The organism is Roseivirga sp. AWQ4_251, from assembly GCF_056158225.1.
Map to the genome: position 1 here is coordinate 2,497,523 of NZ_JBSWSW010000001.1, position 15,349 is coordinate 2,512,871.

Below are 15,349 nucleotides of genomic sequence, written 5' to 3' on the forward strand. Positions count from 1 at the left end.
TCTTTATGCAATAACTTTTGTCAATAGATCCATCAAAAACTCGAAATTTTGCTCATAATGAGCCGTTTCCTCCATATCGAAGTCTGTGAGAGAAGGCAGGTGTTTGGCAAAAAAGATTTGATGATGAGCCGCTGCCAACATGGTGCTCACCAAAGCGTGAGTGAAAGGATAGACAGGGTTGATTTCCCTTATAAAATCTACGATTTTATTGCAGAGGGACTTAAATCCACGGAACAAATCATCTTTATTATCCTCATCTACCTGCTTAGTGAGGTAAGTTTTATCCGATTCATTGATAACGATTCGCTGTAAAGCTTCTTCATCAATATTGGGAAAACGAGGGTCTTGCGCTTTCTTTTCAGTAACTAAACGAATTGCAATAGCCAGTTTTTCCTTCGGATCGGTAATGTTTTGCGTTTGAAACTCTATGGTATATTCAATCCAATTCCAATACCAAGCTATGAGGTAAACTAAAAGCCTATGCTTGTTCTCAAAATATCGATAAACCGAAGCTTCAGTAGATTCAATAGCGCAGGCTAATTTTTTAAAAGTGAATTTCTCGAAGCCCTGTTCATCAATCAAAACAATACTTTGATCAATAATTTTACGCCCTAAATCTGTTTCTTGAGGATCCCTAACATAAAGATTCTCATTCATTTGTATCTGGAGAGTTGCCATGCGTTACGCTAAACAGTAAAACATTTACTTTTTGAAATGATAGTATTACTATTATTTTTGATACCCAGACTTACGTAAAACCTTTGATAAGGTTTAGCGTTTTGGAGCAAAAGAGAAAACCTTAAACAAAAAACCATGGCTGATCAGTACGAAGATTTATTAGAAGGCAACAAGAGGTTTGTGGCCAATACCCTGAAACTAGACCCTGACTTTTTTGAGAAGTTAGCAGAACAACAAACTCCTAAATTCTTATGGATTGGATGTTCGGACAGTAGGGTTCCCGCTACAGAAATTACCAATATGGCACCGGGATCGATTTTCGTGGGAAGAAACATTGCTAACGTAGTAGTAAACACCGACCTGAACTTGCTCAGCGTTGTGTATTATGCTGTAAAAGTGCTTAAAGTAGAACACATTATTGTATGCGGACACTACGGATGTGGTGGTGTTAAAGCCGCAATGTCGAACGACAGTTTCGGTTTTCTTGACAACTGGCTGCTTAACCTGAAAGATGTTTACAAAACACACAGTGAAGAGCTAAACAAGCTAGAAGAAGATGCTCGTTTCGATAGATTTGTAGAGTTGAACGTAATGGAGCAAGTTAAAAACTTAGCTAAGATTTCATTTATTCAGGATGCTTGGAGAGAAGGAAAATCACCATTGATCCACAGCTGGGTTTACAGATTGAACGATGGACACATCAAAGACTTAGACTTCACCATTAGTTCTCCAGAATCGGTAAATTCTATATATGGTTACGAACCTACCAAAGGTTAAAAATTAAAGGCATACAAAGAAAAAGACCGCTCCGCAGCGGTCTTTCCTGTATTTTTACAAATACCCCCAAATAACAAAAGCGGGGGATGATCGCTCACCCCCACTCATCTTGAACAAACCATAGTTTCTTCAAGATGCCAAGCTACTGTTCAAGCCTTCTTTCCTGATTTATGGCCTAAGCCTTTTCAAGAAATCTGCCTTCTACGGTTTTACTTCCGATGTTTGTACCTCGTAGCAAAACATTTCAAAAGCTGCTTTGTGGGTTCAATAATGCTTAACGCATTGAAGTAGCTCAAACAAAGAATTGTATCACAATCATTTAAGATGAGTGAATGGATTATGCTTTCGGACATCCATTGAGCTAACCATTTCAGATCGGAGCCTTGGCTCTGAACCTTTCGCATGCATTTTTTCGGACATTTTCCGAAGAGAGACTGAAATTTTCATTTCTGACATTTTATCCCTCACTTGGTATTTCTAAGGTACCTTTAATAATTTCGCACTCCAATTTTATAACCCCTTAGTTTTCAACAACTTTCCCACTAACTAATCAACAGGGTTATCCACAGGAAAGGGAATTCAAATATTCCAACTCCCTGAAAGTCAACACAAAAAACTACCAGCGCCAGAGTTACCAGAAAACCCTTCTGGGGTTCAGTATGAAAGGGTTTTAACAGAATTGTTTAAAAGAAATTCAAATAGAAATTAGAATAGCTTACTCCTTAAAAGCCTAAATCAAGTTGATTCGACCAGAGTTTTCCACAATCCATTATCGGCTCACCTCATATCAAACAGACTGATTTTAAATCATTTAGAAACCATAATCCATTTACTCCATTAGTCTTTAGCTCTATTTCAGGATAAAAAGTCGTTGACTGAACTTCATTCATTGTTCCCAAAACCTGAAAATTGAGTGAAGAATCAACAGAGATAGTTCGCTTTCTAAACCTCTTAATGATTGCTTTTTTACTAAACTTGCAATCGAAAACAGAAATACGGAAAAATGAGTGAATTAGAACCTAAAGAGTCGCTGAACTTTATTGAGCAAATGATTGAGAACGACCTGAAATCAGGTAAAAACTCATTTGTCCAGACCCGTTTTCCTCCAGAACCAAACGGCTATTTGCATATTGGCCATGCCAAATCCATTGTATTGAATTTTGGGCTTGCCGCTAAATATAATGGCAAATGTAATCTTCGCTTTGACGACACCAATCCAGAAAGAGAAAGTGAGGAATACGTAAACGCAATCAAAGAAGACATCAGCTGGCTGGGTTACAAATGGAATGAAGAGGCTAAATACACCTCCAATTATTTCGACCAACTTTATGATTACGCCATCAAGCTTATAAAAAAAGGCAAAGCATATGTTGACGATCAAACTGCGGAAGAAATTGCGGCCGGAAAAACCAATCCTTCTACCCCAGGTATTGAAAGTCCGTTCCGAAATAGATCGGTAGAAGAAAATCTGGATTTATTTGAACGCATGAAAAACGGAGAATTCGATGCAGGCGCTTGCGTATTAAGAGCCAAAATCGATATGACTTCTCCGAACATGCACATGCGCGACCCAATTATTTATCGCATAAAGAAAGTCACTCACCACAATACTGGTGACGCATGGTGTATTTACCCTAACTATGACTTTGCACACGGCCAATCAGATTCCATCGAAAACGTGACCTACAGTTTGTGTACGCTTGAATTTAGAGACCACAGACCTTTGTACGATTGGCTGATTGAACAGCTCGAAATATTCCCTTCCAAACAAACTGAGTTCGCAAGACTCAACTTGAGTTATACCGTGGTGAGCAAGCGAAAACTGCTTCAATTGGTTGATGAAAAATTTGTTAGCGGATGGGACGACCCAAGGATGCCAACACTTTCTGGATTCCGAAGAGCTGGTTATACACCAGAAGCAATCAAAAACTTCGTGAAAAAAGTTGGTGTAGCCAGAAGAGACGGCATCACCGATGTTGCTCTTTTGGAACACAGCATTCGTGAAGATTTGAACAAGAAGGCGAATCGAATTTTCGGTATTCAAGATCCCGTTAAATTGGTGATCACAAACTGGCCAGAAAACAAGGTTGAGATCATGCAAGCCGTAAACAATCCTGAGGATGAATTTGCCGGAACTCGTGACATGCCGTTTTCTCGCGAACTCTATATTGAAAGGGATGACTTTATGGAAAACCCTCCTTCTCCAAGAAAATACTTCCGACTTGGACCAGATAGAGAAGTTCGCTTGAAATACGCTTACATTATTAAGTGTACAGGCTTTAAAAAGGATGAGGCTGGCAATATTGAGGAAATTTATGCTGAATATGATCCTGAAACGCGCAGTGGCCAAGACACAAGCGGAAAGAAAGTTAAGGGCACTTTAGGTTGGGTTTCTATACCGCATGCTGTCCCTGCAGAACTGCGTTTATACGACAGGCTGTTTAAAACAGAGAACTTGAATGACATTGAAGACAGCTTCTTAAATCATTTGAACCCTGACTCTCTAAACATCATTGAAAACGCGATGATGGAACCTTCAATCAAAGAAGCTCAAATTGGAGATAAATTTCAGTTCGAACGCCAAGGCTATTTCGTGGTAGATAAAAACTCTACGGAAGACAAGAAGGTATTCAACAGAACTGTTACTTTAAGAGACAATTGGTCTAAATAAAAGACATTCACTTCCATTAAAAAGCTTCGGTTTAAAGCCGAAGCTTTTTTTGTTGCTAGAAAAACTAAGAACCATTACTTCTGTTCTAAAGTAATTCTCATAAAAGTACAATTACCACCCTCACTTTGTAACTGCTTTCGGAAAGTGATTTTCCGAAAATGAGTTCTCGCCAAAGATTGTTCACTTCAATGTAAAGCCCCTTCCTTCAGAAATTAGGATTTGCCATAATTCTTATTGCCGTTTAAGATATTCTCACAGAATAAGACAAACTTAACTATTGAATTGCAATACAATTTTAAGCCCCCCTAACCAAAAACCAGAAAATCGTTTTTTATACCTACAACTCCCCAATTCATGTATAACAAAAAGCATATTTATATACAATACATAACCTTTTGAATGGTGAATTAAATAATTATTAATTCGCTCAAAAGAGCATTTTTTTCTGTTTAATCATTCTTTTTTTAAAATCTAAAGAGCGTTATTTGAAATAGAAATAATTGTAATTGACTGCCATAAAATCGAAAACCTTAAATTTAAGGGTAGATTCGGGTCAATTCCCCTCATTGCTTTTAACTAACATAACTCATAGATTAAACCCATATTCAAAATGAATACACAAATTTTAGAGACCTAAACAACCATCAAAAATGAAAATTTCAAGGACTACAACCGTGGAACAAAAAGCTGTTACTCACATTACCGAAGGCACCAGCTTTTCAGGTAAAATCGAATCCTCAGGCACCATCAGAATCGATGGACATTTCAAAGGCGATATCGAAGTAAAGGGCAAGCTAATCACAGGAGCCAATTCTCACATAGAAGGAACCATCCAAGGAGCGGAAGTAGTCATAGGCGGAAAAGTGACCGGAGATATTTACGGCACCGACTGCATCGTTCTTCAAAGCACTGGCAGAATCAAAGGTGCTATCAATACTGATGAAATCATTATAGAAAAGGGAGGCCTCTTTGAAGGAAATTGCAATATGACCAATCAAGAGGTTGAAATGGTAGACTTGGAAGTAGAACTTCTGGAACGCCAAGCATAAAATATGACTTAACATTAACCATGAAATTGTTTTTCCGCTGGGGACTCTTGATTTGGGCTGCGGTTTTTTCTTTTAAACTCAATGCTCAATCTGTAGGGATTGGTAGTGGCGCTTTTGACCCAGACAAATCATCAATTTTAGAATTAAGATCGAACGACAAAGGAATTCTGATTCCAAGACTTACTGAAGCTCAAAAAAATGCGATCAGTAACCCTGCCGAAGCGCTCTTAATCTATCAAACTGATGGGGAGAAAGGCTTTTACTACTTTAATGGAACTTCATGGATCAAAACTTCTGAAGGAGCTACTTCAGCAGATAACCAACAACTCTCATTTGACGCTTCAACTTTCATTCTCAGTCTTGAAAATGGAGGAGAAGTCGACCTATCTGGCTATTTAAACTCAAATACCGTAAGCCTTACCCAAGTTGTAGACAACAACGATGGAACCCTTACTTTCAAATACAGCGACAACACAGAATTCACCACTTCCAATCTCAAAGGAGAAAAAGGAGATCCCGGCAATGACGGTATTGATGGAAGATCTGTATTAAGCGGGCTTGCAAATCCCTTGGCAGCATTAGGCAAAGAAGGCGACTTCTATATCAATACGACTAACCACACTCTATTTGGACCAAAAACCGCAGGCAGCTGGGGTTCTCCAACATCACTTATTGGTCCAGCAGGAACTTCAGGCACTAACGGAACAAACGGTACCGATGGCGTGGATGGAGCTACTATACTCAGTGAAGCAAGAGCACCACAAGCTTCCGATGGCCAAGTGGGCGACTTGTTCTTCGATTCCAGCAACAACAACCTCTACGGACCTAAAGATGCTACCGGATGGGGAGCGCCTACCCTATTGAAAGGTGCAGACGGAACTAATGGCACCGATGGTGTGAATGGAGCCACAATCCTCAGCGAACCAAGAGCACCACAAGCTGCAGACGGCCAAGTGGGAGACATGTTCTTCGATTCCAGCAACAACAACCTATACGGGCCTAAAGACGCCACCGGATGGGGAGCGCCTACCCTATTAAAAGGCGCGGATGGAACTAATGGCATTAACGGAACAAATGGTACCGATGGCGTGGACGGAGCCACTATACTCAGCGAAGCAAGGGCACCTCAAGCTGCAGATGGACAAGTGGGCGACATGTTCTTCAACTCCAGCAACAACAACCTATACGGACCAAAAGACGCTACTACGGGATGGGGAGCGCCTACTCCCCTAAAAGGCGCGGACGGTACCAATGGCACTAACGGAACTAACGGTACCGATGGCGTGGACGGAGCCACTATACTCAGCGAAGCAAGGCCACCTCAAGCTGCAGATGGACAAGTAGGCGATATGTTCTTCGACTCCAGCAACAACAACCTATACGGACCTAAAGACGCTATCGGATGGGGAGCGCCTACTCTCCTAAAAGGTGCGGATGGAACTAATGGTACTGACGGGACAAACGGTACCGATGGCGTGGACGGAGCCACAATCCTCAGCGAAGCAAGGGCACCTCAAGCTGCAGAAGGCCAAGTGGGCGACATGTTCTTCGATTCAAGCAGCAACAACCTCTACGGACCTAAAGACGCTACTACTGGATGGGGAACACCTACCCTACTAAAAGGTGCGGATGGAACTAATGGTATTAACGGAACAAATGGTACCGATGGCGTGGACGGAGCCACTATACTCAGCGAAGCAAGAGCACCTCAAGCTGCAGACGGCCAAGTGGGCGACATGTTCTTCGATTCAAGTAACAACAACCTCTACGGACCAAAAGACGCTATCGGATGGGGAGTGCCTACCCTATTGAAAGGTGCGGATGGAACTAATGGTACTGACGGAACAAATGGTGCCGATGGCGTGGACGGAGCCACGATCCTCAGCGAAGCAAGGCCACCTCAAGCTGCAGATGGACAAGTAGGCGATATGTTCTTCGACTCCAGCAACAACAACCTATACGGACCTAAAGACGCTATCGGATGGGGAGCGCCTACACTTCTAAAAGGCGCGGACGGAACCAATGGCACTAACGGTACCGATGGTGTGAACGGAGCTACAATACTCAGCGAAGCAAGGGCACCACAAGCTGCAGACGGCAAAGTAGGCGACATGTTCTTCGACTCCAGCAACAACAACCTATATGGGCCAAAAGACGCTATCGGATGGGGAGCGCCTACACTTCTAAAAGGTACGGATGGAACTAATGGAACAAATGGTACCGATGGTGTGGACGGAGCCACTATACTCAGCGAAGCAAGGGCACCTCAAGCTGCAGACGGCAAAGTAGGCGACATGTTCTTCAACTCCAGCAACAACAACCTATACGGACCTAAAGACGCTACTACGGGATGGGGAGCGCCTACCCTATTAAAAGGTGCAGACGGAACCAATGGCACTAACGGAACAAATGGTACCGATGGCGTGGACGGAGCCACAATCCTCAGCGAAGCAAGGGCACCTCAAGCTGCAGACGGCCAAGTAGGCGATATGTTCTTCAACTCAAGTAACAACAACCTATACGGACCTAAAGACGCTATCGGATGGGGAGCGCCTACACTTCTAAAAGGCGCGGACGGAACCAATGGCACTAACGGTACCGATGGTGTGAACGGAGCTACAATACTCAGCGAAGCAAGGGCACCACAAGCTGCAGACGGCAAAGTAGGCGACATGTTCTTCAACTCCAGCAACAACAACCTATACGGACCTAAAGACGCTATCGGATGGGGAGCGCCTACACTTCTAAAAGGTACGGATGGAACTAATGGAACAAATGGTACCGATGGTGTGGACGGAGCCACTATACTCAGCGAAGCAAGGGCACCTCAAGCTGCAGATGGACAAGTGGGCGACATGTTCTTCGATTCAAGTAACAACAACCTATACGGGCCTAAAGACGCTATCGGATGGGGAGCGCCTACACTTCTAAAAGGCGCGGACGGAACCAATGGCACTAACGGTACCGATGGTGTGAACGGAGCTACAATACTCAGCGAAGCAAGGGCACCACAAGCTGCAGACGGCAAAGTAGGCGACATGTTCTTCAACTCCAGCAACAACAACCTATACGGACCTAAAGACGCTATCGGATGGGGAGCGCCTACACTTCTAAAAGGTACGGATGGAACAAATGGTACCGATGGTGTGGACGGAGCCACTATACTCAGCGAAGCAAGGGCACCTCAAGCTGCAGATGGACAAGTGGGCGACATGTTCTTCGATTCAAGTAACAACAACCTATACGGGCCTAAAGACGCTATCGGATGGGGAGCACCTACCCTACTAAAAGGCGCAGATGGAACTAACGGAACAAATGGAACAGATGGTAAAACCCTCCTCAGCGGTAATGCTGATCCACTAGCTGGAGACGGAGCGGACGGTGATTTCTACATCAACACCACGGCTAACACCATATTTGGACCCAAAACCGCAGGCGCTTGGGGAAGTGCAACTTCAATCGTTGGGCCTGCCGGGGCCAATGGAGCCAATGGTGCAAACGGAACTAACGGTACCGATGGAACAGATGGAAAAACACTCCTTAGTGGAAATGCTGATCCTCTAGCTGGAGTTGGAGTGGACGGTGATTTCTACATCAACACCACAAACAATACCATATTCGGACCGAAAACTGCAGGGGCTTGGGGAAGTGCGACCTCAATCGTTGGGCCTGCCGGGGCTAATGGAGCCAATGGTACAAACGGAACTAACGGTACCGATGGAGAAGATGGAAAGGCCTTGCTTAATGGAACAACAGCACCTACTAACTCCATAGGAACTGAAGGGGACTTCTATCTAAATACAAATACGTATTTAATGTATGGACCAAAAACCGCCACTGGCTGGGGCTCTGGAATTCAATTGGTCAATGGCCAAGTCATTAATGAAGTTGTCAACCTTAGTGATGGTACGGGGAGAGTACTTTTTAAATACAATGATGGAACAACTCTACTCAGCGATCCAGACAGTGACAATAGCAGTGACAACGAATTAATTACAGACTTCACCTTTAATCAAACAACAAAAAAACTTGAGATTATTGAAGGAGGTATTTCTTATGATGTTGATTTAACTGCGATAGACGGCTCTTCTCCTAACAAAATAATTGATGACGACAACAACACCTTAATCACCGTGGATGAAACAGGAGTTAATGATGACATTATTAGATTCAAAATAAAGAATGTTGAATCCATGAGATTGAACAAACGCACCTTGGAGTTCTTAAACAATTCCGAATCTGTTTATTTAGGCGAAAATTCTGGGCTAACGAGTTCTGGAATTAGAAACGTAGCAGTAGGCAAACAGGCTTTGACAGTCAATACAACAGGCCAAAACAATGTGGCTTTGGGCTATAATGCTTTAGGAAATACTGCAGTTGTAGGTGGCAATACCACCGGGAATAACAATGTGGCTATAGGATCAAATGCCTTAGGCGCAGGCAATGTATCTGGAAGTATTGCTATTGGATACAATGCCGGTCTTTCTTCTCCTCAAAGCAACCGTTTATACATCACCAATAAGAACACGACAACCCCACTTATCTTTGGAAACTTCACCAACGAACATATTGCCATAAATGGAAAGTTAGGGATTGGTTTGGCCGATCAGAATAGTATTACCTATGAATTGGAAGTAAACGGTGATGCATCTGTCACAACACTTACCGAAACTTCGGACCGAAGATTCAAAACGAATATCAATCCACTTCAAGGGAGTTTAGGGAAAATTTTACAAATGCAAGGTGTTACCTATGAGTGGAACATCAGCGCTTTTCCGGAAAGGAAATTCAAGCCAGGCAATAATATCGGTTTTATTGCTCAAGATGTTCAAAAGATATTTCCCGAGTTAGTATCTCAAAATCGTGAAGGCTACTTCAGCTTATCTTATTCCAACCTCACCCCTGTTTTGGTTGAAGCCATTAAAGAACAGCAAAAAACCATTGAACAAATGGAAGCTGAAATCAAGAAAGGCAAAGAAGATTACGAAGCTCTTTTGAAGCGCGTAGAAGCTATTGAGAAAGCATTGAACAAAGGCAACTAAATGGTAAAAGCCCGGATCATATCAGCCATTGTCTTTTTGGCCTTTGCGCAAGTCGCTTGGGCTCAAAACACTTTGCGCTTTGATGAGAACACGGTAATTAACACCTCTGGTGGCGTTGTGATTCAGCTTACAGACACCGACTTAGAAAACAATGGCCGACTGATTGGCCGTGAAAGCGAGTTTGTTTTTAGAGGTACGTTGCCGCAGATTTTCATTGGCGGACAGGAAATTACCGAATTTGGAAACCTTACACTGAATGGCGCGAGTACGAATTTCATACTTGGTCAATCAATTCGAGTAAATCAAGATTTAACACTCTCAGCAGGAAATCTTGATTTGCAGAACTTTACGCTTACACTACCTTCTCCAGAAAGTAAAATTGAAGGAGAGACTAGTTCAAATCGAATTTTCTCTGAATTAGGAGGATCCATTATAAAATATCTACTGCTTGAATCGCCAGAAAATGTTGATCCTGGAAACCTAGGCTTTAGACTCACAAGTCTAGACGACTTAGGCTTTAGTGAAATTCACAGAACCCATGAGGTGATCACATTACCTACAGGAGAAAGTGTACAAAGAAATTACAAGCTCGTTCCGGAATTCGAGCCTCAATCTACTCTTGCTTTGGATTTGGGATATTTTGATGCAGAAGCCAACGGCCTTACCAATGACGAAATTCAGGTTTGGAATTTAGTTCAAAGCGGATGGGAAGCCCAAACTACAACATTGAGTGAAGATGGGACTTCTGGGCTAAAATGGGCAAAAATAGCGGACGTAAACTTGGCCAATCGCTATACCATTGGTTTGAAAAAAGACGATGAGCCCACCACTAATTTACCCAACACTGCTCCCACGGCTTTTACACCGAATGGAGATGGGGTAAACGATGTTTTCATCATTCCTGAAATATACAAACACCCTGAGGCTTCTGTCACGATCATTAATCGTTGGGGCGAAATTGTTTACGCCACTACAGACTACTTGAACAAACCTTGGGATGGAACCTTCAATGGAGATCCTGTTGTAGTGGCTACCTATTTCTATTTGGTGAAATTTGAAGACCAAACTCTTGGTGATGTTAGAGGCGAAGTTTCTATAGTGAGGTAATGAGAAAGCTATCCATCATATTGCTTTTGGTAGTTTTTTCTACGTTTGCTAGGGCTCAACAACTAGCCCAGTTTAGCCAATATTTGGACAATTTTTATCTTATAAATCCAGCAGCAACTGACGTTCAAAACAACCTAAACCTTGGCTTTGGTTACCGACAGCAATGGGGAAGTCTTCCCGGCCATCCAAGAACATTTTATGTAACAGCCTATGCCCCATTGTCTCGTCCTGATGAAGCTCAGTTCATGCAAGGAGCCATGCGCTTAAGCGACAAAACACGAGCGAGAAGCCGAAGATACAGCCGAAATCTTTCTCCAAATCATATTTTGGGAACCGTAGTTACCAGCGATAATATTGGCATTTTCAATAAAACCACAGCTCATTTCACCTACAGCCTGCATATTCCTTTGACCAGCAATTTGGCAATTTCTGCTGCTCCTAAAGTTGGAATGGTAAACTTAAGGCTCAATGATGAGTTATGGGTATTAGATGAAAATGATCAACCTTTCAACGACTTCGTTCAACAATTTCAATCGGAAACGATGCTCGATGTAGGTTTTGGTTTATGGTTATACTCCGACAAACTCTTTATGGGATATTCGCTTGAGCAGCTTTCAAAAAACGGTTTTACCAAACTCGATGAATCCGTAGGTTTTGAGTTCAAAGCCCACCATTTTATGATCGCAGGATATCGGTTTAGCGCCAATTCCGACATTAGCGTAGTGCCTAATATTATGGTAAGGTATTTACCTTCAAGCCCAGTGAGCATTGATTATAGTTTGAGATTGGAATACATGAGCAGGGTTTGGGCTGGTTTTTCGTTAAGAAAATCGCAGGCATTTGTCATGTCATTTGGTATGTTTGTAAATAACAACGTTCGCTTCAATTATTCATACGATCATGGAATGGCGAAAGGCGGCAGGGATGGATTGAGTGCACATGAAGTAAGTTTAAGAATGAGCTTGTTCCCTAACCTCCATGCGAGATGACAAAAAATAACCTCATATTGTCCCTTGTGCTGCTCATTTTGACGGTCAATATTTTGGCCCAAGAAAAAGAGATAAGCTTTAGCGAACTGGAGCCCGTTGCTGTTGCCAATACGAACAATTTAGAAGAAGCAGCCCCTTTTCTAAATCCTTACGGAAGCAGACTCTATTTTATCCGAACCAATAAGCCATTAACCGAAGGAGATGAAGAAAGGGTTCTTCATGAAATTTGGTACATCGATAAAAACAATGACGAATGGGGCGAACCGCAAAAAGCGCCTTCTCCATTAAACACACCTGGTCAAAATTCAGCGGTAATCGGTTTTGATAGAGACATGGGAGTTTACCTTTTCGGTCTATACACGGAATACAATCAAACTAAAATAGGAGCTTCCTTTTCAATGCCTAGTGGCAGAAGATGGTCAAGGCCTGAACGTTTAGATATTCCAGACATTGATTTGAGTATGGGATTTTACGGGCTGTACATGCACCCTAATCAAGATGTAATGTTGATTTCAAAAGGTGATTCGGGTTTTGAAGACCTCTACGTAACGGTCAAAACTGCAGATGGCAAATGGAGTCAGCCGATTAGTTTAGGCGAAAACATCAATACAGATGCTTTCGAGATTTCTCCTTTTCTTACTTACGACCAAAAGTATCTTTTCTTTAGCCGAGGTGGCGAAGGCATGAATACAGATATTTTTATGGCTGAGAGATTGGACGATACTTGGGACAATTGGTCCGTCCCAGAAAGGCTGCCTGCACCGATCAATTCCGATAAATTTGACGCTTATTTTTCCATGTCGAGAGACAGTGTGGTTGTTTTTTCGAGCAACAGGCAAGGCACAAACGACCTTTTCTTCTCGAAAATGACCATGCAAAAGCAAGACACATCTGATACGCTTTTGCCTGATGACATTACCATTCCTATTCAGGAAATTACACAGCCTTTGCCTATCGTTTCCAACGATACTGGAGCTCCAACGGAAAATCAAAAGGAAAATTCAATTTCGGGAGAAGAAAAATTGAATACTGAAAGCCTTTCTGAAAACTTCGATTTGCATAAACTGAATATCCCCAATGAAGCTGATAGCTATGTTTTCTTCGAATTCAACAAATCTAGCTTAACGCAAAAGTTTAAAGAGAAGCTCGATAAAATCGTTGAAGAACTAAAGGCCAATCCTTCCACACAAATAGAAGTTGCGGGACACACGGATTACATTGACCGTGAAGAATTCAACATGAAACTCTCTAATAGAAGAGCGCTTGAAGTTGCCCAATACTTGATTTCCAAAGGTATTTCTAAAGACAGAATCATGCCCGTTGGTTATGGCGAATCACTACCTATTTCAAACAACGAAAAGGAATATGGCCGCATGTTGAACAGAAGGGTTGAACTCAGACTAATTACCACGAATTAGATCATAGGGAAGGTATTTTTCTTTCCGTCAATCGTGAGTAATTTTGGCGCATGAACCCCGAACAGGTATTCCTTAAACACTTAGCGCAAACCTCTCCTTTCCCACTTAAAATTGAAGCTGAAAGAGCTGAAGGCACATCAATTTTTGATCGTTCTGGAAAAGAATACCTGGATTTTATTTCGGGTATTGCCGTTTCTAACATTGGTCATAGGCATCCACATGTAGTGCAAGCCATTAAAAATCAGCTTGACCAATACATGCATGTTATGGCATATGGCGAGTTTATTCAAGCTCCGCAAAACGGCTTGGCTGAAAAGCTCACTTCTCTCCTTCCCGATTCATTGAACTGCTGCTACTTTGTAAATAGCGGTGCAGAAGCCAATGAAGGCGCTCTGAAATTGGCCAAAAGGGTTACGGGAAGAACCAGAATTGTAGCCTGCAAAAAATCCTATCACGGAGGAACACATGGTGCATTGAGCGTTTCGGGAAACGAGATGAAGAAGTATGCATTTCGCCCATTATTGCCCGATGTTCATTTTATGCGGTTCAACGAAATAGCCGACTTAGCAATGATCAATGATGAAACGGCTTGTGTAATCATTGAACCTATTCAAGGAGATGCGGGTGTAAGAATTCCTTCATTAGAATATATACAGGCATTAAGAAAAAAATGTAGCGAAACTGGTGCCCAGCTTATTTTTGATGAAATACAAACTGGTTTTGGTAGAACAGGTTCTCTTTTTGCCTTTGAGCAAATGGGAGTTGTTCCTGATATTCTTACCATGGCAAAAGGTATGGGGGGAGGAATGCCCATTGGAGGTTTTGTTTCTTCTTATGAAAAAATGAACCTGCTTACTTTCGACCCAATCTTAGGCCACATCACTACTTTTGGCGGACATCCTGTAAACTGCGCAGCGGCTTTGGCCAACTTAGAAGTGATCATGAACGAAAACCTTTTGGATACTGCTGAGGCGAAAGGGAGAAAGATTGAAGCTTTAATTCAACACCCTGATATGGTGGAAATCCGAAGAAAGGGATTGATGTTCGCGGTAGAATTTGAAAGCGCGGAAAGAGTAAACCGTATTGTAAACCGTTGCTTAGATCAAGGCTTAATCACCTACTGGTTCCTGTCTTGCCCAGAAAGCTTTAGACTTGCCCCACCTCTAACCGTTTCCGATCAGGACATTGAAAGAGGCTGTGCCATCATCCAAAGGGCAATTGAAGAAACAAGGTAGACTTTATCAGAATAAGAGATTCGTGGTAAGTCACTCTTTTACCACTAAAACCTTCTGGTTTTCGGTAATGGCGTCTACCATTTTTACATAGCTAACCCTTTCTCCTTGCTTTTCCAGCGATTCGTAGAAGTATTCCAAACCTTCTAAAACCACTTTACATTGCCCTAAATCATAGCGCAATGAGGTTACAATATCACCTTCATTAATCGGGTTGCTATTCAAATCCAACAACTTGGGCGGTTGCTTTTCCTTAGGCTTTTTCTTAAATAATCCGAACATCGATTTTTATTGAATTCTTAAATATAGGGGCTTCGGTCAAAAGCCCATGAATAATCTATAAAATGATTTCTTCAAGGTTTAAAAACACTATTTTTGCACACTTT

General features: G+C 42.2%; 10 protein-coding genes. 8 read left to right on the forward strand and 2 right to left on the reverse strand.

Going from position 1 to position 15,349, the window contains the following annotated elements:
* Window positions 1-3 precede the first annotated feature (3 nt).
* Window positions 4-678, reverse strand: coding sequence for a TetR/AcrR family transcriptional regulator (locus ACXACJ_RS10850; RefSeq protein ID WP_475134388.1), 675 nt, complete (start codon window positions 676-678; stop codon window positions 4-6).
* A 135-nt stretch (window positions 679-813) separates the two neighbouring features.
* Here ACXACJ_RS10850 and can point away from each other — a divergent pair, with 135 nt between their 5' ends.
* From can to ACXACJ_RS10890, 8 genes are all read left to right on the forward strand, one after another.
* Window positions 814-1,455: a carbonate dehydratase gene (can, locus tag ACXACJ_RS10855; RefSeq protein ID WP_475134389.1), complete on the forward strand. Its 642-nt coding sequence runs from the start codon at window positions 814-816 to the stop codon at window positions 1,453-1,455.
* Window positions 1,456-2,458: 1,003 nt separating this feature from the next.
* Window positions 2,459-4,126, forward strand: coding sequence for a glutamine--tRNA ligase/YqeY domain fusion protein (locus ACXACJ_RS10860; protein WP_475134390.1), 1,668 nt, complete (start codon window positions 2,459-2,461; stop codon window positions 4,124-4,126).
* Window positions 4,127-4,776: 650 nt separating this feature from the next.
* Window positions 4,777-5,175 carry a bactofilin family protein gene (locus ACXACJ_RS10865; protein ID WP_475134391.1) on the forward strand — a complete coding sequence of 133 codons (399 nt, stop codon included), beginning with the start codon at window positions 4,777-4,779 and terminating at the stop codon, window positions 5,173-5,175.
* Between the two features lie 20 nt (window positions 5,176-5,195).
* Window positions 5,196-10,217: a tail fiber domain-containing protein gene (locus ACXACJ_RS10870; RefSeq protein ID WP_475134392.1), complete on the forward strand. Its 5,022-nt coding sequence runs from the start codon at window positions 5,196-5,198 to the stop codon at window positions 10,215-10,217.
* Window positions 10,218-11,324, forward strand: coding sequence for a gliding motility-associated C-terminal domain-containing protein (locus ACXACJ_RS10875; protein ID WP_475134393.1), 1,107 nt, complete (start codon window positions 10,218-10,220; stop codon window positions 11,322-11,324). It abuts the gene before it with no gap.
* Entirely contained in the window at window positions 11,324-12,313 is a 990-nt protein-coding gene (locus ACXACJ_RS10880; protein WP_475134394.1) for a PorP/SprF family type IX secretion system membrane protein, read from the forward strand. The genes ACXACJ_RS10875 and ACXACJ_RS10880 overlap by 1 nt, the downstream gene beginning before the upstream one ends.
* Window positions 12,310-13,731, forward strand: coding sequence for an OmpA family protein (locus ACXACJ_RS10885; RefSeq protein WP_475134395.1), 1,422 nt, complete (start codon window positions 12,310-12,312; stop codon window positions 13,729-13,731). The genes ACXACJ_RS10880 and ACXACJ_RS10885 overlap by 4 nt, the downstream gene beginning before the upstream one ends.
* A 50-nt stretch (window positions 13,732-13,781) precedes the next feature.
* Complete coding sequence (locus tag ACXACJ_RS10890; RefSeq protein WP_475134396.1) at window positions 13,782-14,966, forward strand: aspartate aminotransferase family protein; 1,185 nt, start codon at window positions 13,782-13,784, stop codon at window positions 14,964-14,966.
* Between the two features lie 30 nt (window positions 14,967-14,996).
* Here the strand turns inward: ACXACJ_RS10890 and ACXACJ_RS10895 are convergent, their stop codons facing one another.
* A complete protein-coding gene (locus ACXACJ_RS10895; RefSeq protein ID WP_475134397.1) occupies window positions 14,997-15,245 on the reverse strand; it encodes a hypothetical protein in 249 nt (82 codons plus the stop codon).
* Window positions 15,246-15,349 lie beyond the last annotated feature (104 nt).